Annotated in this window: 20 protein-coding genes; 13 read left to right on the forward strand and 7 right to left on the reverse strand. The window is 60.5% G+C overall.

The window, feature by feature from the left end; translation table 11 throughout:
- Positions 1–149 precede the first annotated feature (149 nt).
- The 7 genes from BK665_RS17260 to BK665_RS17300 all read right to left on the reverse strand — a co-directional run bounded on the left by BK665_RS17260 (position 150) and on the right by BK665_RS17300 (position 11,259).
- Positions 150–1,631 (reverse strand): efflux transporter outer membrane subunit, encoded by a 1,482-nt coding sequence (locus tag BK665_RS17260; RefSeq protein WP_123407538.1) that lies wholly within the window; start codon positions 1,629–1,631, stop codon positions 150–152.
- Positions 1,628–4,735, reverse strand: a complete 3,108-nt coding sequence (locus BK665_RS17265) for an efflux RND transporter permease subunit (protein WP_123407540.1) — start codon at positions 4,733–4,735, stop codon at positions 1,628–1,630. The genes BK665_RS17260 and BK665_RS17265 overlap by 4 nt, the downstream gene beginning before the upstream one ends.
- A gap of 157 nt (positions 4,736–4,892) precedes the next feature.
- A complete protein-coding gene (locus tag BK665_RS17275) occupies positions 4,893–7,988 on the reverse strand; it encodes an MdtB/MuxB family multidrug efflux RND transporter permease subunit (RefSeq protein ID WP_123407542.1) in 3,096 nt (1,031 codons plus the stop codon).
- Positions 7,985–9,295 (reverse strand): MdtA/MuxA family multidrug efflux RND transporter periplasmic adaptor subunit, encoded by a 1,311-nt coding sequence (locus BK665_RS17280; protein ID WP_123407544.1) that lies wholly within the window; start codon positions 9,293–9,295, stop codon positions 7,985–7,987. Before BK665_RS17280 ends, BK665_RS17275 begins: the two co-directional genes overlap by 4 nt.
- Positions 9,296–9,470: 175 nt before the next feature.
- Positions 9,471–9,971, reverse strand: a complete 501-nt coding sequence (gene tpx / locus BK665_RS17285; protein WP_008030203.1) for a thiol peroxidase — start codon at positions 9,969–9,971, stop codon at positions 9,471–9,473.
- A 230-nt stretch (positions 9,972–10,201) separates the two neighbouring features.
- Positions 10,202–10,561 (reverse strand): SRPBCC family protein, encoded by a 360-nt coding sequence (locus tag BK665_RS17295; protein ID WP_375538939.1) that lies wholly within the window; start codon positions 10,559–10,561, stop codon positions 10,202–10,204.
- A 185-nt stretch (positions 10,562–10,746) separates the two neighbouring features.
- On the reverse strand, positions 10,747–11,259 hold the full coding sequence (locus BK665_RS17300) for a hypothetical protein (RefSeq protein ID WP_123407548.1): 513 nt from the start codon (positions 11,257–11,259) through the stop codon (positions 10,747–10,749).
- A gap of 361 nt (positions 11,260–11,620) precedes the next feature.
- Between BK665_RS17300 and BK665_RS17305 the strand changes: the two genes are divergently transcribed.
- From BK665_RS17305 to BK665_RS17365, 13 genes are all read left to right on the forward strand, one after another.
- Positions 11,621–12,046 carry a YciI family protein gene (locus BK665_RS17305; protein WP_123407550.1) on the forward strand — a complete coding sequence of 142 codons (426 nt, stop codon included), beginning with the start codon at positions 11,621–11,623 and terminating at the stop codon, positions 12,044–12,046.
- A 419-nt stretch (positions 12,047–12,465) separates the two neighbouring features.
- Entirely contained in the window at positions 12,466–13,257 is a 792-nt protein-coding gene (locus tag BK665_RS17310) for a hypothetical protein (RefSeq protein ID WP_123407552.1), read from the forward strand.
- Positions 13,258–13,267: 10 nt separating this feature from the next.
- On the forward strand, positions 13,268–13,522 hold the full coding sequence (locus tag BK665_RS17315) for a hypothetical protein (RefSeq protein ID WP_123407554.1): 255 nt from the start codon (positions 13,268–13,270) through the stop codon (positions 13,520–13,522).
- Positions 13,512–14,918 carry a DUF1254 domain-containing protein gene (locus BK665_RS17320; RefSeq protein WP_123407556.1) on the forward strand — a complete coding sequence of 469 codons (1,407 nt, stop codon included), beginning with the start codon at positions 13,512–13,514 and terminating at the stop codon, positions 14,916–14,918. The genes BK665_RS17315 and BK665_RS17320 overlap by 11 nt, the downstream gene beginning before the upstream one ends.
- A gap of 29 nt (positions 14,919–14,947) precedes the next feature.
- The gene (locus BK665_RS17325; protein ID WP_123407558.1) at positions 14,948–15,847 is read left to right on the forward strand and encodes a transporter; all 900 of its coding nucleotides are present in this window, start codon (positions 14,948–14,950) and stop codon (positions 15,845–15,847) included.
- A gap of 78 nt (positions 15,848–15,925) precedes the next feature.
- A complete protein-coding gene (locus tag BK665_RS17330) occupies positions 15,926–16,906 on the forward strand; it encodes an AAA family ATPase (RefSeq protein WP_123407560.1) in 981 nt (326 codons plus the stop codon).
- Positions 16,903–17,838 (forward strand): DUF58 domain-containing protein, encoded by a 936-nt coding sequence (locus tag BK665_RS17335; RefSeq protein ID WP_123407562.1) that lies wholly within the window; start codon positions 16,903–16,905, stop codon positions 17,836–17,838. Before BK665_RS17330 ends, BK665_RS17335 begins: the two co-directional genes overlap by 4 nt.
- Positions 17,835–18,428, forward strand: a complete 594-nt coding sequence (locus BK665_RS17340) for a DUF4381 domain-containing protein (protein WP_123407564.1) — start codon at positions 17,835–17,837, stop codon at positions 18,426–18,428. Before BK665_RS17335 ends, BK665_RS17340 begins: the two co-directional genes overlap by 4 nt.
- A complete protein-coding gene (locus BK665_RS17345) occupies positions 18,415–19,407 on the forward strand; it encodes a vWA domain-containing protein (protein WP_123407566.1) in 993 nt (330 codons plus the stop codon). Before BK665_RS17340 ends, BK665_RS17345 begins: the two co-directional genes overlap by 14 nt.
- 1 nt (position 19,408) lies before the next feature.
- Positions 19,409–20,983 carry a VWA domain-containing protein gene (locus tag BK665_RS17350; protein ID WP_123407568.1) on the forward strand — a complete coding sequence of 525 codons (1,575 nt, stop codon included), beginning with the start codon at positions 19,409–19,411 and terminating at the stop codon, positions 20,981–20,983.
- Positions 20,983–22,404, forward strand: coding sequence for a BatD family protein (locus tag BK665_RS17355; protein WP_123407695.1), 1,422 nt, complete (start codon positions 20,983–20,985; stop codon positions 22,402–22,404). The genes BK665_RS17350 and BK665_RS17355 overlap by 1 nt, the downstream gene beginning before the upstream one ends.
- Positions 22,401–23,423, forward strand: a complete 1,023-nt coding sequence (locus BK665_RS17360) for an HAD family hydrolase (RefSeq protein WP_123407570.1) — start codon at positions 22,401–22,403, stop codon at positions 23,421–23,423. The genes BK665_RS17355 and BK665_RS17360 overlap by 4 nt, the downstream gene beginning before the upstream one ends.
- Before the next feature lie 74 nt (positions 23,424–23,497).
- Positions 23,498–25,087: an arylsulfatase gene (locus BK665_RS17365; protein WP_123407572.1), complete on the forward strand. Its 1,590-nt coding sequence runs from the start codon at positions 23,498–23,500 to the stop codon at positions 25,085–25,087.
- Positions 25,088–25,236: the final 149 nt, after the last annotated feature.

Raw genomic sequence — 25,236 nt, forward strand, 5'->3', positions numbered from 1 at the left:
TGATTGCGCGGAAGAACGCACTGACAAAATTATCAATTGGCCATCAACCCGATGAAACGCTTGTTTGACACTTTTAAATCGTCATGACAACGCCGGTGATCGTTCCCACGCTCTGCGTGGGAACGATCGGTGAACGATCAGCATGCAGGTTATTCCTTGTCACTCACCTGCAACTGCCCATCCCACCCACCGCCCAGCGCGGCGATCAACTGCACACTGGCAATCAACCGGCTCTGCAGCACGTTCAACACACTTTGTTCATTGTTCAGCGCCGTGGCTTGCACCACCACCACGTCCAGGTAGGCGATCAGCCCGGCCTTGTACTGGTTTTCGGTCAGGCGCAAGGAATCCCGGGCGGCGTCCAGCGCTTCCTGGCGCACCGCCGCTTCGTTTTCATACACCTTGAGCTGCACCAGATAGTTTTCCACCTCGCGGAAGCCATCGAGCACGGTCTGGCGGTACTTGGCCACGGTTTCGTCGTAGACCGCCTCATTGCGATCCACTTCCGCCGAGCGAGCGCCGCCATCGAACAGCGGCAAGTCCAGCTTCGGCCCCACCGACCAGAAACGGTTCGGCAAGCTGATCAGGTTGCTGGACGTACTGCTGCTGTAGCCGCCGCTCAAGCTCAAACTCAAATCCGGGTAGTACGCGGCTTTCGCCACGCCGATGTTGGCGTTGGCGGCAATTACCGAGCGCTCGGCGGAGGCGATGTCCGGGCGGCGTTCAAGCAATTGCGACGGCAGGCTCAGGGGAATCTGTGGCAGTTTGGGAATGTCCTGGGTTTGCGCCAGTTTGAACTCCGCCGGCGCCAGGCCGATCAGCACCGCGATGGCGTTTTCAAACTGCGCCCGCTGCCAGATCAAGTCCACCAGATCGGCCTGGGTGCTTTTCAGCTGGGTCTGTGCCTGGGCCACCGCATCACGCCCGGACACACCGGCGCGGTACTGGTTCTGGGTCATTTGCAGGGAGCGCTCGTACGCCGCGACGGTCGATTCGAGCAAACGCTTCTGCTGATCGATCACCCGCAACTGCAAGTAGTTCTGCACCAGTTCCGACTGTTGGCTCAGACGCATCGCCGCCAGGTCAGCGAAACTTGCCTGGGCGCTGGCGGTATCGGCTTCCAGGCCGCGACGCAGCTTGCCCCAGATATCCGCTTCCCAACTGACACCCAACTCGGTGCTGTAGGTATTGCGAATCCCGCTGGCGGAGCTGCTCAGGCTGGAACTGCTGCTGCCCGCGCCCTGGCTGGAGCGGGTCTTGCCCGCGCTCAAGTCGACCGTTGGATAAAACGCCGCACGGGCGCTGCTCACCAACGCCTGGGACTGGCGATACCGGGCTTCAGCCTGGGCGACGGTCTGGTTGGCATTGTTCATCTGCTCGATCAGGCTGTTGAGCTGTTGGTCGCCGTACAACTCCCACCAGGCGCCACGGGCCAGGGAATCGCTCGGACTGGCCTGACGCCAGCCCTCGGCTTCCTTGTACTGCGCCGGCTCGGCGGTGTGCGGGCGCTGATAATCCGGGCCGACGGCGCAAGCGCTGAGCATGGCCACGCACAGCGCCAGGCTCAACAAACGCGAGCCCCGGGCCATGGCGATCGGTGCAGCCAGAGTGATAAGCGAACGGTCAGTCATAGCGGAGTTTCCAGAGCTGCATCGGTACGTACCCCACGCCATTTATTGAAACGATGGCGCAGTTTGTCGAGATAGAGGTAAACCACCGGGGTGGTGTAAAGGGTCAGCACCTGGCTGAAGATCAGCCCGCCGATAATGGTCAGGCCCAACGGCTGGCGCATTTCCGCGCCTTCGGCACGGCTGAGCAACAGCGGCAATGCGCCGAGGATCGCCGCCAGGGTCGTCATCAGAATCGGTCGCAGACGTTGCAAACAGGCGCTGCGAATCGAATCCAGCGGCGTCATGCCTTGATGCCGTTCCAGTTGCAACGCGAGGTCGATCATCAGGATGGCGTTTTTCTTCACCACCCCGATCAGCAGGAACAGCCCCAGCAACGAGATCAGGCTGAACTCCCCGCCCAGGGCATAGATCGACAGCAACGCGCCAACCCCGGCCGAAGGCAAGGTCGAGAGAATGGTCAGCGGGTGAATGTAGCTTTCATACAGCACGCCCAACACCAGGTACACCGCCACCAGTGCGCCGAGGATCATGAACGGCTGGCTCTTCTGGGTCGCGGCAAAGGCATCGGCGGTGCCGGCCATTTTTACGATCACGTCTTCCGGCATGCCGAGCCGGGCAATCGCCCGCTCGATGGCGGCCGTGCCCTGCTCCACCGTCACCCCTTCGGCCATGTCGAAGGAAATGCTGTCGGAGGCGAACTGGCCTTCGTGGCTGACCCGGTCATCTTCCAGACTGTTTTCATAGTGAGCGATGGTGGACAACGGAATCCGCGCACCATCGGCCGTGATCACCTGGACTTGCTTGAGGGTAATCGGGTCCTGGGCATATTTCGGATTGACCTCCATCACCACCTGGTATTGGTTGAGGCTGTCGTAGATCGTCGAAATCTGCCGCTGGCTGTAAGCGTTGTTCAACACGGCGGTGACCATGTCCATGTCCACCCCCAGGCGTTTGGCCTGGTCGCGGTCGACAATCAGCGTCACCTGTTGCGCGCCGCGTCCTTCGCGGGCATCAATCGCCGTCAGCTCGGGCAAGGCCCGCAGCGCGGTGACGACTTTCGGATACCACTCACGCAATGTCCCCAGGTCGGCGCTTTGCAGGATGTAGGAATACTGCGAGGTGGTCTGTTCCCGGCCGCCGCCGAATTGCAGGTCCTGGTCGGCCATCAGCATCAACTGCGCGCCGGCGACCTTGGGCATTTCCTTGCGCAAGCGTTCGATGACTTTTTGCGCCGAGATATTGCGCTCCTTGATCGGTTTCAAGCGCACCAGCATGAACGCGTTGTTGGTGCCGTTGGTGCCGCCAATGAAGCCGGCCACGCTTTGCACCGCCTCGTCCTTGAGCACGGCGCGGCGGAAGATTTCCATCTTCGGCTGCATCACGCTGAACGACAGGCCGTCATCGCCACGCACGAAACCGATCAACTGCCCGGTGTCCTGCTGCGGCATAAAGGTTTTCGGCACCACCACGTACAACGCGACGTTGACGCCGATGGTCAGCAACAGGCTGAGCAAGGTCAGGCGCCGGTGACGCAGCACCCAGTCGAGGCTGGTGGCGTATTTGCCGACCATCCATTCGTTGGCCCGCTGGCTCCAGCGCTGCAGGCGGTTTTCCTGGCCCGGGGTGTGCGGCTTGAGCCACCGGGCGCAGAGCATCGGCGTCAGAGTCAGGGACACAATCAGCGAGACAACGATAGACGCCGCCAATGTGATGGAAAATTCGCGGAACAGGCTCTCGATGATCCCGCCCATAAACAGGATCGAGAGAAACACCGCCACCAGCGACACGTTCATCGACAGCAGCGTGAAACCAACTTCCTGGGCGCCGAGGTACGCCGCTTTCATCGGCGGCACGCCTTCGTCGATGTGCCGGGAAATGTTCTCCAGCACCACGATGGCGTCGTCCACCACCAGCCCGGTGGCCAGGATCAACGCCATCAGCGACAGGTTGTTCAGGGAAAACCCGTAGAGGTACATCACCGCGAAGGTGCCGACCAGCGATACCGGCACCGCGAGCGTCGGAATCAAGGAGGCGCGGAAGTTACCGAGGAACAGGAACACCACCAGGATCACCAGGGCCACGGCAATCAGCAGGGTCATTTCCGCTTCATGCAGCGTGGCCTTGATCACCGGTGAGCGGTCCATGGCCAGGTTCAGCTTGACGCTGGCCGGCAACACCGCTTGCAACGCCGGCAACTGCGCCTTGATTTCGTTGACGGTCTCGATGATGTTGGCGCCGGCCTGACGGTTGATCACCAGCAGCACCGCCGCGTCGTCGTTGAAGAAACCGCTGTTGTAGCGGTCCTCGACGCCATCGCTGACCGTCGCTACGTCCTTCAGGCGCAGGGCCGCGCCGTTGTTGTAGTGAATGATCAGCGACTCGTAGTCCTTGGCCTTTTCCAGTTGATCGTTGGCCTGCACCTGCCACAGCCGCTGGCCGTCCTCGACCGAACCTTTGGGCCGGCGCACGTTGGCGTTGGCGATGGTATTGCGCACGTCGTCCAGGGCCACGCCGTATTGGTTCAGCGCCTGGGGTTCGAGTTCGATGCGCACTGCCGGCAGGGAACTGCCGCCGATCTGCACTTCACCGACGCCCTGCACCTGGGACAGGCTCTGGGACAAAATCGTCGAGGCCAAGTCGTAGAGCTGGCCTTTCTCCAGTACGTCCGAGGTCAGGGACAACACCATGATCGGCGCTTGCGACGGGTTGACCTTTTTATAGGTCGGCATGCTGCGCATCCCGCTGGGCAGCAGATTGCGCGAGGCATTGATCGCCGCTTGCACTTCCCGCGCCGCGCCGTTGATGTCGCGGTCGAGGTCGAACTGCAAAATCACCCGGGTCGAACCCTGGCTGGAGCGGCTGCTCATGGTGTTGACCCCGGCGATGGCGCCGAAGGAACGCTCAAGCGGCGTGGCCACAGTCGAAGCCATTACCTCCGGGCTGGCACCGGGCAGACTGGCCTGGACCACGATCACCGGGAAGTCCATCTGCGGCAGCGGCGACACCGGCAGCAGGCCGAAGCTCACGCCGCCCAGCAGCATGATTGCCAGGCTCAGCAACATGGTAGCGACCGGGCGCTTGATGAAAGGTCCGGACAGGTTCATGGACGACAGCTCCGGACATCGATCCCTGTGGGAGCGAGCTTGCTCGCGATGGGGCCGGCACAGGCAACATCGATGCTCACCGACACACCGCTATCGCGAGCAAGCTCGCTCCCACAAGGGGCGCGCCTTGCAGGTACAGATGTGCCAATCCAAGCCGTCATACCGCGACCTCTTTCGAGTCAGTCTTGCCAAAGCGGCGTCCCAACCGGTCGAAGTACAGGTAGATCACAGGCGTGGTGAACAAGGTCAACACCTGACTCACCAGCAAACCGCCAACCATCACCAGACCCAGAGGCTGACGCAACTCCGCGCCCGACCCGGTGGCCAACATCAGCGGCACCGCGCCGAACAATGCGGCCAGTGTCGTCATCAAAATCGGCCGGAACCGCAGCAGCGCCGCTTGATAGATCGCCTGCTCCGGCGCCATGCCCTGGTTGCGCTCGGCGTCGAGGGCGAAGTCGATCATCATGATCGCGTTCTTTTTCACGATGCCGATCAGCAAAATGATGCCGATGATCGCGATCATCCCCAGGTCGTTGCCGGTCAGCAGCAGCGCGAGCAAGGCGCCGACCGCCGCCGAGGGCAGGGTCGAGAGGATGGTGATCGGGTGAATGTAACTCTCGTAGAGCACGCCGAGCACGATGTACATGGTGACCACCGCCGCCAGGATCAGCAGCAAGGTGCTGGACAGCGAGGCCTGGAATGCTTCGGCCGCGCCCTGGAACTGGGTCTGCACGCCAATCGGCATGCCGATGTCTTTCTGCACTTGGTCGATGACCTCCACCGCATGCCCCAACGCCACGCCGGGCGCGAGGTTGAACGACATCATCACGGCCGGGAACTGGCCGATGTGGGTGATCGCCAACTGCGTCTGCCGCTGTTCGATATGGGCCAGGCTGGACAGGCGCACCTGACCGCCATCGGTGGTCTTGACGTGAATCTGGTTCAGCGCGTCCGGGCCGATCTTCTCGCCGGACTGGGATTGCAGCACCACCCTGTATTGGCTGGCCTGGGTGTAGATGGTGGAAATCTGCCGCTGGCCGAAGGCGTCGTACAGCGCATCGGTAATGTTCGACACCGACACCCCGACCCGGGACGCCGCATCGCGGTCGATCACCAGGTACACCTGCAAACCCTTGTCCTGCAAATCGCTGGCAACGTCGGTCAGTTCCGGGCGTTGAACCAGAGCCTCGACCAGACGCCCGCTCCACAGGCTCAGCAGCTCCGAATCCGGCGACGACATGCTGAATTGGTACTGGGTGCGGCTGACCCGATCCTCGATGGTCAGGTCCTGCACCGGCTGCATAAACAGACGGATGCCCACCAGTTTGTCCACTTCCGGTTGCAGACGCGCAATGATCTTGGTCGCGCTGAGGTCCCGGGCACTGTGGGGCTTGAGGTTGATCAACATGCGGCCGCTGTTCAGCGTCGAGTTGTCACCGTCCACGCCGATGTAGGACGACAGGCTCTCTACCGCCGGATCAGCCAGGATCACTTTGGCCAGTTCCTGCTGACGCTCGCTCATCGCCGCAAAGGAAATCGACTGCGGCGCCTCGGAAATGCCCTGGATCACCCCAGTGTCCTGCACCGGGAAGAAGCCCTTGGGCACCACCATGTAGAGGAACACGGTCAAGCCCAAAGTGGCGATGGCCACCAGCAAGGTCAGCGGCTGGTGCTTGAGCACCCACTGCAATTTGCGCCCGTAGGCAGCGATCATCCAGTCGATGGTCGCACCGCTGGCCCGGTAGAAACGGCCCTGCTCTTCTTCCTTCGGTTCACGCTTGAGCAGCCGCGCGCACATCATCGGCGTCAGGGTCAGGGACACCACGAGGGAAATCAGGATCGCCACCGCCAACGTGATGGCGAACTCGCGGAACAGGCGCCCGACCACGTCGGCCATGAACAGCAGTGGGATCAGTACCGCAATCAGCGACAGGGTCAGGGAAATCAGGGTGAAGCCGATTTGTTTGGCGCCCTTGAGCGCGGCGTTCAGCGGCGTGTCGCCCTCTTCGATAAACCGGGAAATGTTCTCCAGCATGACGATGGCATCGTCCACCACGAAACCGGTGGCGATGGTCAGGGCCATCAAGGTCAGGTTGTTGACCGAGAACCCCGCGAGGTACATCACGCCGAAGGTGCCGATCAGCGACAGCGGCACCGCGACCGACGGAATGATGGTCGCGCTGGCCCGGCGCAGGAACAGGAACGTCACCATCACCACCAGGGCGATGGCGATCAGTAGCTCATGTTGTACGTCGGTGACGGAGGCGCGGATGGTCTGGGTGCGGTCGGTCAGCACGGTGACGTCGAGGCCGGCCGGCAGGTTGTCGGTGATGCTCGGCAGCAGCGCCTTGATCCGGTCCACCACTTCGATAACGTTGGCCCCGGGTTGGCGCTGGATATTCAGCAACACCGCCTGGTTTTCATTGGCCCACGCCGCCAGTCGTTCGTTCTCGGCACCGTCGACGATTTCCGCCACGTCCTTGAGCCGCAACGGCGCGCCGTTGGCGTAGGCGAGGATCAGGTTGGCGTAGTCCTTGGGCGAGGTCAGTTGGTCGTTGGCATCGAGCATCGACACCCGGGTCGGGCCGTCGAAGTTGCCCTTGGGCTGGTTGACGTTGGACGCGCCGACCAGGGTGCGCACGTCCGACAGGTTCAAACCATTGGCCGCCAGGGCTTCCGGATTGACCTTGATCCGCACGGCCTGACGCTGGCCGCCGGCAATGCTGACCATGCCGACGCCACTGATCTGGGCGATTTTCTGCGCCATGCGCGTATCGACCAAATCATTGAGTTTGGGCAGCAGCATGGTTTTGGAAGTAATGGCCAGGGTCAGCACCGGGGTGTCCGCCGGGTTGACCTTGTTGTACACCGGCGGTGCCGGCAGGTCTTTGGGCAGCAGATTGGTCGCGGCGTTGATCGCCGCTTGCACCTGCTGCTCGGCGACGTCCATGTTGATGTCGAGGCTGAAACGCAAGGTCAGCACCGAGGCACCGCCGGAACTGGTGGACGCCATTTGCGTCAGGCCCGGCATTTGCCCGAACTGGCGCTCAAGGGGCGCGGTGACCGCACTGGTCATCACATCCGGGCTGGCGCCGGGATAGAGGGTCATGACGCGGATGGTCGGGTAATCGACCTGGGGCAGCGCCGACACCGGCAGCAAGCGATAAGCGATGATGCCGGCCAGGATAATGGCCAGCATGCTCAGGGTCGTGGCGACCGGGCGAAGGATGAACAGCCGCGAGATGTTCATGCGCCCTTCTTCACCTTGTCATTGGCGGTGGTTTCCGAGGTTTTCGTCGCCGATTTGCCCTGCAGGTGCTCGGTCGGGGTGGTCGGTACGTCCTGGCTGTCGTTGACCACTTCCACTTCGCTGCCTTCCTTGAGGCGGTCGGTGCCTTCCAGGACTACGCGATCACCCACGGCCAGGCCTTCGGTAATGACGGTGTTGTCACCGTCACTGGCGCCGACTTTAAGCGGGCGAATCTTGACCTTCTTGTCCCCGTCCATGGCGTAGACGAAGGTGCCGTTGGTGCCGAACTGGATCGCAGCCGAAGGCGCGAGCACCACGTCTTTGAGAGTGTCGGCCAGCAGGTGCACGTTGACGAACTGGTTGGGGAACAACGCCTGATCGCGGTTATCGTAGCGGGCCTTGAATTTCAGGGTGCCGGTGGTGACGTCGATCTGGTTGTCCAGGCTCTGCAACACGCCGCTGGCCTGCATCTTCATGTCGCCACGGTCCCAGGCTTCCACCGGCAACTTGGCGCCGGTGTGGTAGCGGGCGAGCACGGTGTCGAGGTTGTTTTCCGGCAGGGTGAACACCACGCTGATCGGTTGGGTCTGGGTGATGATCGCCAGGGCGGTGGTGTCGTTGGCGGCGACGAGGTTGCCGACATCGAGCTGACGCAAGCCGACACGCCCAGTAATCGGTGCGCGGATCTTGGTGAATTCGAGATTGAGCTTGGCGTCGTTGACCGCCGCCTGGTTGGTCTTGACCGTGCCCAGGTATTGGCCGACCAGCGCTTCGGCGGTGTCGAGGGTCTGCTTGGCGATGCTGTCTTCTTTAAACAGGCCGCGATAACGCTCGACATCGACCTGGGCGTTTTTCAATTGCGCCTGGTTTTGCAGCAAGGTGCCTTCAGCCTGGAGCAAGGCGTTCTGGTAAGGACGCGGGTCGATCTCGGCCAGCAAGTCCCCGGCCTTGACCATCTGCCCTTCCTCGAAGGCAATCTTCATCAACTCGCCGGCCACGCGGCTGCGCACATTGATGGTGTTCAGCGCCGTCACCGTGCCCAGCGCCTTGTAATACAGTGGGAAATCACCCTTGACCGCCGGAGCCACCCGCACCGGGATCGGCCCGGTCGCGCCGCCAAAGCCCGGACGCATGCCCCCGGCCTTGCCCGTATGCCCGGCGACGGCTTTCGGCTTTTCGCCCGTTTTATGGTCAGTACCGGCCGGCCAGAATTTCCAGCACACAGCAGCGACGACCAACAGGACAAGCAGGCCGAACAGCCAGCGACGGGGACTACGGGAGGAGGATTGCATTGAATGATCAACCATGGGCGCGGGGGCTTCTTTTACAGGAGGCTGAACGATAAGCACTGGCGCGCATTAAGCAAAGCGGCTTTACCGGCAATTTACCTTCGGCTTACGTAACAGGATGTTTGTCTAAAACACTGAAGCACAAATGAAAACGGCCTAGCGAGTGCCAGGCCGTTAACAATTGTAAAAGCGCTTACTTCAGAACAGCGAGTGCCGCTTCGTAGTTAGGCTCTTCAGCGATTTCTTTTACCAATTCGCTGTGCAGCACGTTGTCGTTTTCATCCAGCACTACGACAGCGCGAGCGGTCAGGCCTTTGAGCGGGCCGTCAGCAATGGCCACGCCGTAGTTTTCGATGAACTCGGCGCCACGCAGGGTCGACAGGTTCTGCACGTTTTCCAGGCCTTCGGCGCCGCAGAAACGGGCCTGGGCGAACGGCAGGTCAGCGGAGATGCACAGCACGACAGTGTTGGCGACGTCATTGGCCTGAGCGTTGAACTTGCGTACCGAAGTGGCGCAAGTCGGGGTGTCGACGCTTGGGAAGATGTTCAGCACTTTGCGTTTGCCGGCGAAGCTCGCCAGGGTCACGTCCGACAGATTGCCGGCAACCAGGGAAAAGGCTGGCGCCTTGGAACCGGCTTGTGGCAGTTGGCCGTTGACTTGAACCGGGTTGCCTTTAAGAGTGACTTGAGCCATGAACGGAGTCCTTCTGATGGTGTTGTTGGAAATCTGAAGAGGCCGAAGTTAACCACGAAATGGTCTGCCGACCTATGCCCGGATACAAATTGTGATGTGCCAGCGCACAAATTGGATACAACTCTTACAAGCGACACAAAAACCCTGTAGGAGCGAGGCTTGCCCGCGAAGGCCACACTGCGGTGTATCAGGCAGACCGCATCATCGTTCTTCGCGGGCAAGCCTCGCTCCTACAGGTTTGTGTTCAGGCCAGCAACAGCCGCGTAGGTCGCCCGGTCGGTATATAGCGTACCGCCCTCTCCCGCCGCTACCCGGTGTTCATGACGAAAGGCAGCCATCGGCCCGTTGAGAATTTCGTCGATGAAATGCGTGTCGTCGACTTCCCGGATGATCACCGTCCAGTTCGACGGAATGAGGTTGAACATCCAGTGCCGAAAACGAAACTGACGCCCGGCCTCGATGCGCAGGTTATTGATGTTGATATCCCCCAGCGGCGTGACACGTTCGGGGAAGATTTTCGGGAAGTTGATGCCTTCCAGACAGAAGTCGATGACCTGCGTCGGGGTGCGCTTGAGGATCAGGGTGGGCATGATTGGCAGGCATTCCATTGGTCAGGAGACGCGCAGCCTGCCACCACGCTCAAATGGCGACACATCCCCCTCTAGATACCCTCACCCATTAAGTGATCTGTACACGTTTCTCGGACTATTTATACCGAGGATTTCGATAACGATCTCACGCCCCATCTGCGTGAACACACGACGCCGGTCGAACATTAAAAGATAACATGTTCAGCACCTTCACCCTCCAAGTCCCACTGACCACTCCTATCAAACCTTATTGCGACTATCAGAATCATAAAAGAGCCTAGATAAATACTCATACTCCCCCCTAAATCATGCCATTGATTGTCTTGAATTCCGCCTGTTTTACTAAAGTCCCCAGTACTTCCAGCCATAACGTACCCCCAAATTCTGGCTTGATTGCCTCCTGGGGTTGCCCCTCTATCGATCTTGTACTGGACATTTCCAAACCTGATTTGATCCCCTACCACTGTCCATGGAAATTTTACCCACCCCTGCATCGACCCCCCCTCTGTCCTTACATGGACCGTCGTTTCACCTGACTGTAGCGACACATCTTGAACTGACCCGCTCACACTTTCATCCTTCGGTTTTTGATTCCAAGCGCTACTGGCATCCGAGGCTGCCGAATTGATAATGGCAAACAATACATTGGGGCGTTTAGGCGAATCCTCTATGGACTTGCCAACAGTTTTTTCGCTCATCGCAGATCTCCTTAATCAATACATTTTTAATCGTTTATTAAACATATGACCTTCACAACTAAACACTCAAAAAAACACTTAACACCCACAAACGCCGGATCAATGAAGCAACTACAACCCGGTAATTTTCACATTAAGCGCCTTCATAAAACTCAACAACTGTCATAATTGACAGGTTTTAATATTTATTTTCAATAATAAAAAAATTCTATATAACCGGAACGCTGGAAGGTGTTTTAGCTACCTGAAATCAATCCGATGTTCCGGGACAAACGCCTAAGATATTTTTGGATGCGTTGTCGATATTGGCGATGCCTGTTCGACTAGCAGTGAATCACTCACCTCCAGCGGAGATAACGCCATGCAATTTATGATCATTGTCAAAGCCAGCCCGGATTCCGAGGCCGGTGTCATGCCCACCGAGGAACTGCTGACCGCGATGGGCAATTACAACGAGGAACTGGCCAAGGCCGGTATTCTCCTGTCGTGCGACGGCCTGCAACCCAGCAGCAAAGGCGCCCGTGTGCGGTTCTCGGGCGAAAAACGCACGGTGATCGACGGGCCGTTTGCCGAAACCAAGGAATTGATCGCCGGGTATTGGTTGTGGGACGTGAAGTCAAAAGAAGAAGCCATCGAATGGGTCAAGCGCTGCCCGAACCCGATGCCGGGGACCGAGGCTGAGATCGAGATTCGCCAGGTATTCGCAGCAGAGGATTTCGGTGCCGAGTTCACGCCGCAGTTGCGGGAACAGGAAGATCGAGTGCGGGAGCAGGCGAAAAAGAACTGAATATTTAGATAGATGATCTACCTGAACAGGTGATCCATTGTGGGAGCGGGCTTGCTCGCGAAGGCGTCGTGTCAGTCGATAGTTAGATTGCCTGACACGACGCCTTCGCGAGCAAGCCCGCTCCCACAGTTAAATCTTTAGCGGGCACAGCATTTGCGCCCGGCTCAACTGATTAAAACCTCACAACCTCTTTCACACCCCGCCATCAACCCGCTGATTCGTATTAACTTTTTAGTACACAGAAAAAACGCCAATTCGCGAATAAAGCGAAAGAGTTAACCCTTTCGGCTGGATAACTCCCGGTTAGCTGCTAGCTTCAAAAGACGTGTCCTACAGGCTTGATTAGGAAAAAGACTACGTAGTAACGGCCAAACATATGGCCGAGTTCGTCCACTGAGCCACCAGGGAACCGGGGAATCATGTCGAAAATTCAGGGAAACCACGCCTTTTTGTTGGCGGCACTCCTGACGTCTGCCTTTTGTGCGCACGCCGATAACGCCGAGGAAGCCAACAAAAGCAACAACCCGCTGAACCTCGCGCCGGGCGCGAATCTGCAGGATTACTACACGCCCAAACTCTTTGATACCAACGTCCACACCAATGACGCGTTGCTGCGCGGCACCTTGCCGGTGGCGCCCAACGATTTCATCGGCGTCCCGCAATTGCTACGCGCGACCCTGCCGATCAGCACCCGCCCCGACCCGCACAACGGCTACAGCACCGGCATCGGTGATCTGAACCTGTTCGATATCTTCCTGCTCAAGACCGACGGCGTGCAGTTGGGCATCGGCCCGCAAATCAGCGCGCCCACCGCCGAGCAGGACGAGTTGGGCACCGGCAAATGGCAGGCCGGCCTGGCCGCTGTCGCCATCGACTCGTCCCCCCGTGGCCTGTTGGGTGCGCTGGTGCAGTACCAGAGTTCGTTCGCCGGTGACCATGACCGCGCCCACGTCGAAACCGCGACGATGCAGCCGTTCATCATTCACAACCTGGAAAAAGGTTGGTACTTGCGCTCCACCGGCACCTGGACCTTCGACCTTAAGAACGACACCCATTACATCCCCATCGGTTTCGGTGGCGGCAAGGTCTGGAAATCCGGGACCAACATTTTCAACACCTTCGTAGAGCCCCAATGGACCGTGGAACGCAAAGGCGATGGCCTGCCGCAATTCACGCTGTTCGCCGGGATCAACGTCACGTTCGGCAAGTAAGGAGATTGATATGCACATTGCACTTCGAGCCGCTGGTTTCAGCATCATGGCGGCGTTCGTCAGTTGCGGCGTCGGCGCCCAGGCCCAGGAAATCGACACGCAGCCTGTCATCACTGAACAACCTGTGGGAGCGGGCTTGCTCGCGAAGGCGGTGTATCAGACGACACCTGTAGTGACAGTGCCGACGCATTCGCGAGCAAGCCCGCTCCAACAGGGGTTGTGGCTAACCCGGTATTACTTTGAAAGGACACCCCATGCGTTTTGAAAAAGCCCCACGCCTACTGCTCGTCAGTCTTTCGCTCCTGCTGAGTTGCAGCGCCTGGGCCGACTTCAGCGCCTCCCCGGAAGAAGCGCGGGGCATCGCCAAAGAGGCGTATCTGTACGGCTTCCCGGTGGTGGAGATGTACAAGACCCTCTACACCCAGGCGGTGGACAAGGCCGGGCCGAATTTCAAGGCGCCGTTCAACAAGATCGGCAACACCGCCAAGGTCTTCACCCCGGCGGACACCGCGTTTGTCACGCCGAATTCCGATACGCCCTACTCCTTCGTCTGGATGGACCTGCGCGCCGAACCGGTGGTGCTGACCCTGCCGCCGATTGCGGAAAGCCGTTATTACTCGGTGCAACTGATCGACCTCTACACCCAGAACTTCGCCTACCTGGGCACCCGCAGCACTGGCAACAAGGGCGGCACGTTTATGGTCGCCGGCCCGGACTGGCAGGGTCAGCAACCGGTGAACATTGATCGCCTGGTGCGCAGCGAAAGCAATATCGCCTACGCGTTGTATCGCACGCAGTTGTTCGACAATGCCGACCTGGCCAAGGTCAAGCTGATCCAGAACGCCTACAAGGTCCAGACCCTGAGCCAGTACCTCAAGCAACCGGCGCCCGCGGCTGCACCGAAGGTCGATTGGCCCAAGCCTACGGCCGACATGAGCGACACCCCGGACCTGTTTCGCTACCTCAATTTCATGCTCGGTTTCGCCCCGCCCCAGGACGTGGAAAAAGACCTGCTGGCACGCTTCGCCAAGATCGGCATCGTCGGCGGACAGCCATTCAAACTCACCAGCCTCAGCGCCGAACAACGCAAGGCGCTGGAAGACGGTATCAGCGATGCCAAGGCTGAATTCGCCCAGTTCAAGAAGGACAAGGTCGACACCCACCAGGTCACCAGCGGCGACTTTTTCGGCACTCGCGATCACCTCAATGGCAACTACCTGTACCGCTACGCCGGCGCCAACATGGGGATCTTCGGCAACTCCGCCGAAGAGGCGAACTACATCGGTTACTTCGTCGATAACCAGGGCAAACCAGTCAACGGTGCGCGCCACAGCTACACCCTGCACTTCAACAAGGACGAACTGCCGCCAGCCGACGCCTTCTGGTCGCTGACCATGTATGACGGCAAGACCAAGTTGCTGGTGGCCAATCACATGAAACGTTACCTGATCAACTCGCGGATGCTACCCAAGCTCAAGCGTGACGCCGACGGCGGATTGACCCTGTACGTGCAGCATTCGGAGCCGGTAGACGGCAAGAAAAGCAACTGGCTGCCCGCGCCCCACGGCCCGTTCTATGCCGTGCTGCGGGTGTACCTGCCAAAACCGGAAATGGTCAGCGGCCAATGGCAGATCCCGTTGCTGACGCCCATCGGCCAGTAACTCATCAGCCGTCATACCGGAGCAGAACAATGCGTTTGAAAAATTCAAGGATGACGGCACTGACGCTGGCCGTGACACCGTTGCTGGCGCAGGCCGACAACGCCCGTGACTGGCAGAACCTGCCGACCGACCTAAACATGGTGTTCGGTTATTACAACCGCATCGACACCAACACCCCGATTGACACCGCGCTGCCGATCGATGGCCTGTCCCTGAACGCGGACCTGTACATCGCCCGTTACGCCCGCTCGTTCGCGGTGGACGGGCGCAACAGCGCGATCCAGATCCTGCAACCCTACGCCGACATCTCCGCGTCGTTCGATAACGCGCAGTTCTTCGACGGCACCAAGCACAACGGCGGCATGGCCGACACCCAGTTCGTGCTGGTGCACAACCTGTTCGGCGGCCCGGCGCTGACCAAGGAAGAGTTCGCCAACTGGACTCCGGAAACCTTCCTCACCGGCGCCGTGTGGATCACCGCGCCCACCGGGGATTACGACAAGGACCGGATCATCAACATCGGTTCCAACCGCTGGGCGTTCAAACCGGAAATCGCCTTTGGCACGCCCATCGGCCCGACCTGGCTTGAGTTCAACACCTACGTGTCGATGTACGGCGACAACAACGACTACCACGGTGACGGCAAGCTCGAGCAAAAGCCGCTGTACGCCATCGAAACCCACTACAGCTACACCATCAACCGAGCGTTGTGGGCCTCGTTGGACGCCACCTATAACCGTGGCGGCGAAACCAAAATCAATGGCGACTGGCAGGACAACAAACAGGAAAACGGCCTGTTTGGCGCCAGCGTCGGTTTCATGCTGTCGCCGCAGTTCGGCGGGATGCTCGCTTACTCGGACACCGTTTCGGAGCGCACCGGCTCGCCGGACGTGAACACCTGGACCTTGCGCCTGCAATACGCCTGGTAACCGAGCGCCGCTGGAATTTCCGTTTGTCGTTTATCTCGGTCATTCCGACCTTTATGTTTTAAGCGAGGGACTGCCCCTATGACCGCACTCACTGATCTGAACGCCCTGCAAGCCAGCATCGCAGAAGCGGTACTCGGTCAGGATCAGGTGATCCGCCAGATTCTCCTGGGTCTTTTAGCCAACGGCCACTTGCTCCTGGAAAGCCTGCCCGGCCTGGCCAAGACCCGCACGGTCAAGGCCCTGGCCAAGCACCTGGACGCGAAGATGAGTCGCATCCAGTTCACGCCGGACTTGCTGCCATCGGACATCACCGGCGCCGAGGTGCTGCACCAGGTCGAAGGCCAGAACGAAATCCGCTTCCAGCCCGGGCCACTGTTCGGCAACTTGATCCTGGCCGACGAAATCAACCGCGCCCCGGCCAAGGTCCAGGCGGCGTTGCTCGAAGCCATGGAAGAACGGCAAATCACCGTGGCCGGCAACAGCCATGTGCTGCCCGAATTATTCATCGTGGTGGCGACGCAAAACCCGATTGAGCAGGAAGGCACTTACCCGCTGCCGGAAGCGCAAATGGATCGGTTCCTGATGAAAGTGCTGCTGGATTACCCCAGCGCTGAAAATGAAAGCCAAGTGCTGCGACTGCTGCGCGAAGAGGAGTTTGCCCTGGGCGCCAAAACCGCCGCGGTGCCGGGTTTTGCGCTGTCGCAAGAGGTGATCTTTGCGGCACGCCGTGAGGTCAGCGGCATTCATGTGTCCCCGGCCATCGACGCCTACCTGATCGATCTGATCAATGCCACCCGCCACCCGGCGGATTACGACGCGGACCTCGGGCGCTGGATCGCCATTGGCGCCAGCCCTCGCGGCGGTATCGGCCTGGACCGTTGCGCCCGCGCCGACGCTTGGCTGCAAGGGCAGGATTTCGTCTCGCCGGACAACGTGCGCGCGGTGGTGCACCCGGTGCTGCGTCATCGCCTGCAATTGAGCTACGACGCGGTGGCTGACGGCGTGACGGCGGATCAAGTGCTTGACCGTTTGCTCGATAAAGTGGCGATTCCTGCATGAACGTGGACGGTCTGGTCTATGTCTCTCTCGCGCAGTTGATGGCGCTGGAGTTCAAGGCCCGTGACCTGAGTTTTCTCGCCCGTCAGCCCCAGGGCAGCATCCTCGCCGGCAACCATGCCTCGCGGTTGCGTGGCCGTGGCTTGAATTTCGATGAACTGCGCCGCTATCAGCCGGGGGACGATTTGCGGCATCTGGACTGGCGAGCGTCCCTGCGCACCGGCAAACCGGTGGTACGCACCTTCACCGAAGAGCGCGACCGCCCGGCGTTGATTCTGGTGGACCAGCGCATGTCGATGTTCTTTGGCTCGCAACGCAGCTTCAAATCCGCCATCGCCGCTGAGCTCGGTACGTTGGCGGCGTGGATGGTGTTCAACGCGGGGGATCGGGTCGGTGGCCTGGTGTTCAACGACCAACGCATCGACAGCATCGCCCCGCTACGCAGTCGCAAACGGGTTGAAGCGCTGTGCAGCCGTATCACCCGGCAGAACCAGGAACTCAACGCCGCCAACCCCGACTTTGAGGATGAAGACCAGCTCGACAAGGTGTTGCAGCATTGCCTGGCGGTGGCTGGTCACGATCATTTGATTTGCATCGTCAGCGACTTCGCCGGGGCCGGCGAACGCACCTTGAAGTTGATGCGGCAACTGGCGGCCCACAACGACGTGATCGCCATGCAGGTCTATGACCCCTTGGCGCTGAACCTGCCGAAGAATGGCCGTGTGCTCGTGACCCAGGGCCAATTGCAGGTGGAACTGGCAGTGGAACAACGGCGGGTGCATGAGCCGTTGGGGGATTTCCTGAGTGGCCGGCTCAAGGATGTCGCCACTCTGCTGCGCCGCAGCCAGGTGCCGTTGATGATGTTCAGCACCGCCACACCAGCCCACGAACAACTGCGGGCCGAACTGGGCAAACTGCGCGGCGGCCGGCGATGAATCCGAATATCCCGAGCATCGATCAACTCAAGGAGTTGGGACTGCCCGCGCCTGTCAGTTACGCCCCGCAGACCTGGGGTTGGTGGGTGTTGCTCGGTTTGTTGGGGATTGCGGTGGTGCTGGTGAGTGCGCGCAAGGTTTGGCAATGGCGGCGGGATCGGTATCGGCGGGAGGGGTTGGTGCGGTTGGCGGAGTTGCAGCGGCGTAGTGATGATTTGAGTGCGTTGCGCGAACTTCCGGAATTGCTCAAGCGAGTGGCCCTGTCGATACCATCCCCCACTTGGAATACCAACCCTGTGGGAGCGGGCTTGCTCGCGAAGGGGCCATTACATTCAACATTGATGTCGACTGACCCGGCGCCTTCGCGAGCAAGCCCGCTCCCACAGGGGGTTGGTGCGCTGTCTGGGGAGGAGTGGCAGGCCTTTTTGCAGTTGCACAGTCCGAAGCCTTTACCCGCCGATTTCAGCCAACAACTCGCGCAACTGGCCTACGCCCCTGACGCCACTCTGCTGGCATTGTCGGACGAACACCGCCAACACCTGTTCGCCACCTGCAAACGCTGGGTGGAGCATCATCATGTGGCAGCTTGACTATCCCTGGCTGTTATTGCTGCTGCCGTTGCCGTGGTTGGGTTACCGCTACCTTCCCGCCTACCGCGAGGCCCGCAGCGCGGTGCGCGTACCGTTTTTCGCCGCGATGAGCCGCGCCGTCGGCCAGGCGCCGAGTGCCCCGGGCAGTCGCCATAATCCCTGGCAATTGCTGCTGAACCTGCTGGTCTGGGCGCTGCTGTCAGTGGCTGTGGCCCGCCCGGTATTCGTCGAAAAACCCATCGAGCGCCAGCAACCGGTGCGCGACCTGATGCTCGCCATCGACATTTCCCAGTCCATGGAAACCACCGACTTCACCGATGCCAACGGCCAGAAGATCAATCGCCTGGCCGCCGTCAAAGAGGTGGTCCATGGCTTTATCGACAAGCGCAAAGAAGATCGACTTGGCCTGATCGTGTTCGGCAGCGGCGCCTACCCCCAAGCGCCGTTGACCCTCGATCACCCCAGCCTGTCGCTGTTGCTGGACGACACCGGGATTGGCATGGCCGGCCCGAATACCGCCATCGGCGATGCCATTGGCCTGAGCCTGAAACTGCTGGATCAGGCCCACGAACAGGAGAAAGTGGTGATCCTGCTCACCGACGGCAACGACACCAGCAGCGCGATTACCCCGGATCACGCGGCAGCCATGGCGGCGACCAAGGGTGTGGTGATTCACAGCATCGGCATCGGCGACCCGAGCGCCGAAGGCGAGGCCAAGGTCAACCTGCAAGGCTTGCAACACATCGCCGAGGCCACGGGCGGTCAGTTTTTCCGCGCCGAAGACCGCACGGCGCTGGATCAGGTCTACACCACCCTCGATAAACTGACGCCGCATCAGGTGAAAACCCTGAGCCATCAGCCCAAACGCGATTTGTTCGGGTGGCCATTGGGTGCAGCCATCGGTTTGCTCGCGCTTTATCACTTGGGCGCCCTGCTCCGTCCACGCCTGTCGATTGCCCGTCAGCGGCAGGAGGTCTGAGATGGAGATCAATCTCAGCGACTTCCATTTCCTGCGTCCGCTGTGGCTGTTGCTGGCGCTGTTCGGCGCGTTGCTGCCGCTGCTGTGGCGCCGTAGCCACGACTTGCAGCGGCGTTTGCGTGGCAATATCGCCGAGCACTTGCTGCCGCATTTGCTGATTACGCCGCAAGATCAACAGCGTCTGCGCCCAGTGCATCTGGTTTGCGCGCTGTTGATCCTCGGTGCACTCGCTGCTGCCGGTCCGACCTGGGAACAGGATCGTCCGGACTTCCTGGAAAACCGTGCCCCACTGATCATCGCCATCGACCTGTCGCCGTCCATGGACGCCAGCGACGTCTCGCCGAGTCGCCTGGAAGCGGCGAAATACAAGCTCCATGACCTGATCCAGCGCCGCGCCGGGGCTCGCAGTGGTTTGATCGCCTACGCCGGCAGCGCGCACCTGGTGTTGCCGCCCACGGACGACCCGGCGTTGCTCAACACCTTTATTCAGGCCCTGAGCACTGACTTGATCGCCAAGCAGGGGAAAAACGTCGGCGCCGTCATCGAGCAAGCCAAGCGTCTGCTGGCCGCCGAAAAAACTCCGGGTACGTTGCTGCTGATCACCGATGGCGCGGACACCGCCCAACTCAACGACCTCGACAAATTGCTGGATGACAGCCCGTTGCAAGTGCTGATCCTCGCCGTGGGCAGCGAAGACGGCGGCATTATCCACGACGCCAGCGGCCAACCGCGCACCGACAGCAACGGGCGCCCGGCGCTGGGCAATTTCGATCAAGCCGCGCTCAAACAACTGGCCTCGGCGCTGGGCGCACCGCTGGGCAGCCTGACCCTGAATAACGACGACCTCGATTGGATCGAGTTGCACGCCCAGCAGCATTTCCAGAGTGCCAGTGACGAACAGCGGGAGTTGCACTGGAAAGACGCCGGTTATTGGCTGTGTTGGCCGTTGCTGTTGATCGCTTTCTTCAGCGTGCGCAAGGGTTGGAGCCTGAACTGGATGGCCGGGTTACTGCTGGCGCTGGGTATTGGTTTGCAACCGACCACCGCTGAAGCCAGTGCCCTGACCGATGCGTTTTTTACCAAGGACCAACAAGGTCGCTGGGCCTTCGAGCATGAGCATCTGCCCCAGGCAGCGGCGCTATTCGTCGACCCGTACTGGAAAGGCATCGCCGCCTACCACGCGGCTGATTACGACCAGGCGCTGGCGAGTTTCGCGCGGCTGCAAACGCCTCAAGCGTATTTCTATCTGGGCAATATTTATGTGAAGCGTTTCAAGTTCGATCAGGCAATTGCGGCGTACACCCAGGCGTTGAAATTGCAGGCGCAATTCCCCGAAGCCACGGCCAATCTGGCGCTGGCGATTGCCTTGCAGAAAGACACCGACAGCGCCGAGCAGAACGCGCCGCAGGTCAAGCCCGACGAAATCAAAATGGACAAGGCACCGGGCAAGGGCCAGAGCAAAGCGGTGCAGACGGAGCAGGCAGCGTCGGATGAGCTGTGGTTGCAGAACCTGACGACATCGCCGGCGAAGTTCTTGAAGCAGAAGTTCAGTTTGCAGGATCAGGGGAAGCCATGATGAACAGTCTGGCAGACCGCGTCGTGGCCTTCGCGAGCAAGCCCGCTCCCACACTGGATCTGCGCACACCACAAATCCCCTGTGGGAGCGGGCTTGCTCGCGAAGAGGCCAGACCAATCACCAAAAAACTCCTGCTCATCTGCCTGATCAGCCTCAACACCTTGGCCGCCGAACCCGAACTCCGCGTCCAGACCCACCTGCCCCCCACCAACACCCTCATGGTCGGCAGCCTCATCGAACTCCAACTCGACATCCTCACCGACACCTGGTTCACCGACGCCCCGACCCTGCCCGACCTCAGGCTCAACGGCGCTCTGGTCATGCCCCCCAACGGCCACGCCCAGCACCTGAACCAGACGCTCGACGGCAAGGCCTTCAGCGGCATGCGCTACAGCTACCTGATTACCCCAAACCTGGCCCAGGGTTTCGACATCCCGGCGTTAACCGTGCGCGCCACCCCCGCCCAGGCCAGCGCCGAGTTGAGCGCCCAAAGCCAGCCGCTGCATTTCACCGCCGCGCAACCGCCGGGGTTCAAGGAGGGTGAGGCGGTGCTGGTGGCCAGTGGTTTGCGTTTCACCCAACAAGTCTTCAACTCGGCAACACCGTTGAAGGTCGGCGACAGCCTTACCCGGCAACTGACCCTGCAAGCCGACGGCGCCCTGGCGATGTCGCTGCCGGTGCCGCCGTTGGCCGAGGTCGCGGGCCTCAGCCGTTACCCGAAAGCCCCGCAAGTCAGCACCCTGGACGACGGTCGCGGCAACTTCAACGGTGGCCAGCGCATCGACACCGTGACTTACCGGATCGACACCGAAGGCAGCCACACCTTGCCCGCCATCGAGGTGAAATGGTGGGATACCAGCAGTCAACAAACCCGCACCTCCCAAGTGCCGGCCATTACGTTTGCAGCGACGGTAAACAGCGCTTATCGCCCAGTGTTCTCCATAACAGAAGACCTGAAAAAACTCGGCCAGCAAAGCCCCGTGCACCTGTCCGGGCATTGGCTGGGGCTTATCGCGCTGCTGCTGATCCTGGCCCTGCTCGGCTACTTCGCACGCCCGTTCATCCAGCAATCAAGGCTGCGCTGGCAAGCTCGGCGCCAGGCAAAACACGCCGCATGGCTGCAATCGGCGGACTACGCCTGGCAGCAAATCCCGGCCCAACTCGACGCCAGACCCGCGCAACTGAGCGCCCTGTACCTGTGGCTCCGACGCAGCCGCCAAGGCCTGAAACTGACCCACCTCGGCCCGCGCCTGCAAACCCTGTTGCGCGCCTGTTACGGCCGCCAACCGACCGAAGATCAGGCCCTGCGCCAGCTCAAGCAATCCTTGGCTACGCTGCATAGTCAGGCCCAGCGTCACAAGGCCCCGGCACCTCCCGCGTTACGGCCACTCAACCCCGTCCACGAGAAGGATTTCCCATGACGCACCCGCTATCGATCCGCCACCGTTACGGGCTGATCCTGCTGCTGACCCTGGCCCTGCCGCTGCTGGCCCAGGCCAACGAGCCGCTGCCTTCGTGGAACGACGGCCCGGCGAAAAAAAGCATCATCGAATTCGTCCAGGCCGTCACTGATCAAAGCAGCAAGGACTTCGTCAAACCCGCCGAGCGCATTGCCGTGTTCGACAACGACGGCACCCTATGGAGCGAGCAACCGGCCTATTTCGAATTGCTGTTCGCCTTCGACGAGGTGAAACGCACGGCGCCGCAACACCCGGAATGGAAGACCACCCAGCCGTTCCAGGCTGTGCTGGAAAACGATCACAAGGCGTTGGCCGCTGCGGGTATGGACGGCATCCTGAAAATCTTCGGCGCGACCCACACCGGCATGACCACCGAAGCCTTCGACGATTACGCCAAGACTTGGCTGACCCAGGCCCGCCATCCGAAAACCGGCAAGCCCTACACCGAGATGATCTTCCAGCCGATGCTGGAAATGCTCGACTACCTGCGCAGCCAGCAATTCAAGACCTACATCGTCTCCGGCGGCGACACCGCGTTCATGCGTGCTTTCGCTGAGAAGGTCTATGGCATCCCGCCGGAGCAAGTGATCGGCACCACGTTCGTCACGGCTTATCAGCTCAAGGACGGCCAACCCTCGATCCTGCGCACCGCCAAACTCGCCCACAACGACGACGGCCCGGGCAAACCGGAAACCATCGACGCGGTGATTGGCCGCCGCCCGATCCTCGCGTTCGGCAACTCCGACGGCGACCTGCAAATGCTGCAATGGACCGCCGCCGGACCCGGCAAGCGCTTCATGGGCCTGGTGCACCACACCGATGCCAAGCGCGAATGGGCCTACGACCGCCAGTCCTCGATCGGCAAGCTGGACAAAGCGCTGGACGAAGCGAAATCCCGTGGCTGGACTATCGTGGACATGGCTGCCGAATGGCGCCGGGTCTACCCGCTCGAGGCCGCCACTCCCGAGCAAGTGCAATAAAAAAGCGTGACGAAGGACTGCATTAAACGTTTGTCGCTTTGAGGCGACGCAAGTGAGCAAAAGGAGCAAGTCAGATGACTCGCATACTCAAGTGGCTACCGAAACTTGCCCTGGTGGCAGCCTCGGTCATGGCGATTTCGGCAACTGCCGGGGCCGCTGAAAAACCCAACATTCTCGTGATCTTCGGCGACGACATCGGCCAGACCAACATCAGCGCCTATTCCATGGGCGTGGTCGGGTACAAGACTCCCAACATCGACCGGATTGCCAAGGAAGGCATGATGTTCACCGACTACTACGCGGAGAACAGCTGCACCGCAGGACGGTCATCCTTCATCACCGGCCAGACGCCCCTGCGTACCGGCCTGTCGAAAGTCGGCATTCCGGGCGCCCCGGTGGGCCTGCAAAAACGCGACATCACCATCGCCCAGGCGCTCAAGGGCCTCGGCTATAACACCGGCCAGTTCGGCAAGAACCACCTGGGCGACCGGGATGAATACCTGCCGACCAACCACGGTTTCGACGAATTCTTCGGCAACCTTTACCACCTCAACGCCGAAGAAGAACCCGAACGTCCGTACTGGCCCAAGGATGACGCCGAGTTCGTCAAGGCCAACACCCCGCGTGGCGTGATCCACAGCTTCGCCGACGGCAAGATCGAAGACACCGGCGCCTTGACCACCAAGCGCATGGAAACCATCGACGACGAAACCACCGCCGCTGCCCAGGCGTTTATCGAGAAACAGGTCAAGGCGGACAAACCGTTCTTCGTCTGGATGAACACCACGCGCATGCACGTGTTCACCCATGTGCGCGATTCGATGAAGGGCCAGAGCGGCATGCCCGGCAACGAATACGCGGATGGCATGCTGGAGCACGATGCCGACGTCGGCAAACTGTTGAAAACCCTCGACGACCTGAAAGTCGCCGACAACACCATCGTCGTCTACACCACCGACAACGGCCCGAACCAGTTCTCCTGGCCGGACGCGGCGACCACGCCGTTCCGCAACGAGAAGAACTCCAACTGGGAAGGCGCCTATCGGGTGCCGGCGATCATCCGCTGGCCGGGCAAAGTCAAACCGGGTGAAGTCTCCAACGAGATGTTCTCCGGGATGGACTGGTTCCCCACCCTGCTCGCGGCGGCCGGTGATGCCGATGTCAAAAACAAACTGCTCAAAGGTTGGGCACCGACCGCTGGCGGCACCAACTTCAAGGTGCACCTGGACGGTTACAACCAACTGCCGTACCTGACCGGGCAACAGCCCAAAGGCGAGCGCAAGGAGTTCTACTACTTCAACGATGACGGGGTGCTGGTGTCGATGCGCTTCGACAACTGGAAAGTGGTGTTCTGCGAGCAGCGCCAACCGGGTGGCTTCCGGGTCTGGAGCGAACCGTTCGTGTGCCTGCGGGTGCCGAAAATCCTCAACCTGCGGATGGACCCGTATGAACGGGCCGACGTGGTGTCGGATCAGTTCTACGACTGGAACACCAAAAACGTCTACCTGGCAGGCGTTGCGGTGACCAAATCGGCTGAGTTCCTGCAAACGTTCATCGAATATCCACCGAGCCAGAGACCGGCGAGCTTCAGCATTGACCAGATCCGTGCTGCGGTGGACGCGAAAATCGCAGAAAAAATGAAAGCGGCACCGGCTGCACCGTAAGACGCGGGACCGCCGCTCGCCCTCGTCGGCGGGCGGCCTTATTTTCTAACTGATCGTTCCCACGCTCTGCGTGGGAATGCAGCCCGGGACGCTCCGCGTCCCAAAAGCGGACGCGGAGCGTCCATTGATGCATTCCCACGCAGAGCGTG

This window comes from Pseudomonas frederiksbergensis (assembly GCF_003732665.1).
In the GTDB taxonomy this organism is placed as follows: domain Bacteria; phylum Pseudomonadota; class Gammaproteobacteria; order Pseudomonadales; family Pseudomonadaceae; genus Aquipseudomonas; species Aquipseudomonas frederiksbergensis_G.

What these genes read in the sequence shown, in the direction of transcription:
- BK665_RS17320 (WP_123407556.1), top strand. Translation starts at nt 13,512, where the DNA reads ATGCGTTTTGAAAAAGCCCCACGCCTACTGCTCGTCAGTCTTTCGCTC.
- BK665_RS17310 (WP_123407552.1), top strand. Translation starts at nt 12,466, where the DNA reads ATGTCGAAAATTCAGGGAAACCACGCCTTTTTGTTGGCGGCACTCCTG.
- BK665_RS17345 (WP_123407566.1), top strand. Translation starts at nt 18,415, where the DNA reads ATGTGGCAGCTTGACTATCCCTGGCTGTTATTGCTGCTGCCGTTGCCG.
- BK665_RS17365 (WP_123407572.1), top strand. Translation starts at nt 23,498, where the DNA reads ATGACTCGCATACTCAAGTGGCTACCGAAACTTGCCCTGGTGGCAGCC.
- BK665_RS17350 (WP_123407568.1), top strand. Translation starts at nt 19,409, where the DNA reads ATGGAGATCAATCTCAGCGACTTCCATTTCCTGCGTCCGCTGTGGCTG.
- BK665_RS17360 (WP_123407570.1), top strand. Translation starts at nt 22,401, where the DNA reads ATGACGCACCCGCTATCGATCCGCCACCGTTACGGGCTGATCCTGCTG.
- BK665_RS17340 (WP_123407564.1), top strand. Translation starts at nt 17,835, where the DNA reads ATGAATCCGAATATCCCGAGCATCGATCAACTCAAGGAGTTGGGACTG.
- BK665_RS17330 (WP_123407560.1), top strand. Translation starts at nt 15,926, where the DNA reads ATGACCGCACTCACTGATCTGAACGCCCTGCAAGCCAGCATCGCAGAA.
- BK665_RS17265 (WP_123407540.1), bottom strand. Translation starts at nt 4,735, where the DNA reads ATGAACCTGTCCGGACCTTTCATCAAGCGCCCGGTCGCTACCATGTTG.
- BK665_RS17305 (WP_123407550.1), top strand. Translation starts at nt 11,621, where the DNA reads ATGCAATTTATGATCATTGTCAAAGCCAGCCCGGATTCCGAGGCCGGT.
- BK665_RS17295 (WP_375538939.1), bottom strand. Translation starts at nt 10,561, where the DNA reads ATGCCCACCCTGATCCTCAAGCGCACCCCGACGCAGGTCATCGACTTC.
- tpx (WP_008030203.1), bottom strand. Translation starts at nt 9,971, where the DNA reads ATGGCTCAAGTCACTCTTAAAGGCAACCCGGTTCAAGTCAACGGCCAA.
- BK665_RS17335 (WP_123407562.1), top strand. Translation starts at nt 16,903, where the DNA reads ATGAACGTGGACGGTCTGGTCTATGTCTCTCTCGCGCAGTTGATGGCG.
- BK665_RS17280 (WP_123407544.1), bottom strand. Translation starts at nt 9,295, where the DNA reads ATGGTTGATCATTCAATGCAATCCTCCTCCCGTAGTCCCCGTCGCTGG.
- BK665_RS17325 (WP_123407558.1), top strand. Translation starts at nt 14,948, where the DNA reads ATGCGTTTGAAAAATTCAAGGATGACGGCACTGACGCTGGCCGTGACA.
- BK665_RS17275 (WP_123407542.1), bottom strand. Translation starts at nt 7,988, where the DNA reads ATGAACATCTCGCGGCTGTTCATCCTTCGCCCGGTCGCCACGACCCTG.
- BK665_RS17300 (WP_123407548.1), bottom strand. Translation starts at nt 11,259, where the DNA reads ATGAGCGAAAAAACTGTTGGCAAGTCCATAGAGGATTCGCCTAAACGC.
- BK665_RS17315 (WP_123407554.1), top strand. Translation starts at nt 13,268, where the DNA reads ATGCACATTGCACTTCGAGCCGCTGGTTTCAGCATCATGGCGGCGTTC.
- BK665_RS17355 (WP_123407695.1), top strand. Translation starts at nt 20,983, where the DNA reads ATGAACAGTCTGGCAGACCGCGTCGTGGCCTTCGCGAGCAAGCCCGCT.
- BK665_RS17260 (WP_123407538.1), bottom strand. Translation starts at nt 1,631, where the DNA reads ATGACTGACCGTTCGCTTATCACTCTGGCTGCACCGATCGCCATGGCC.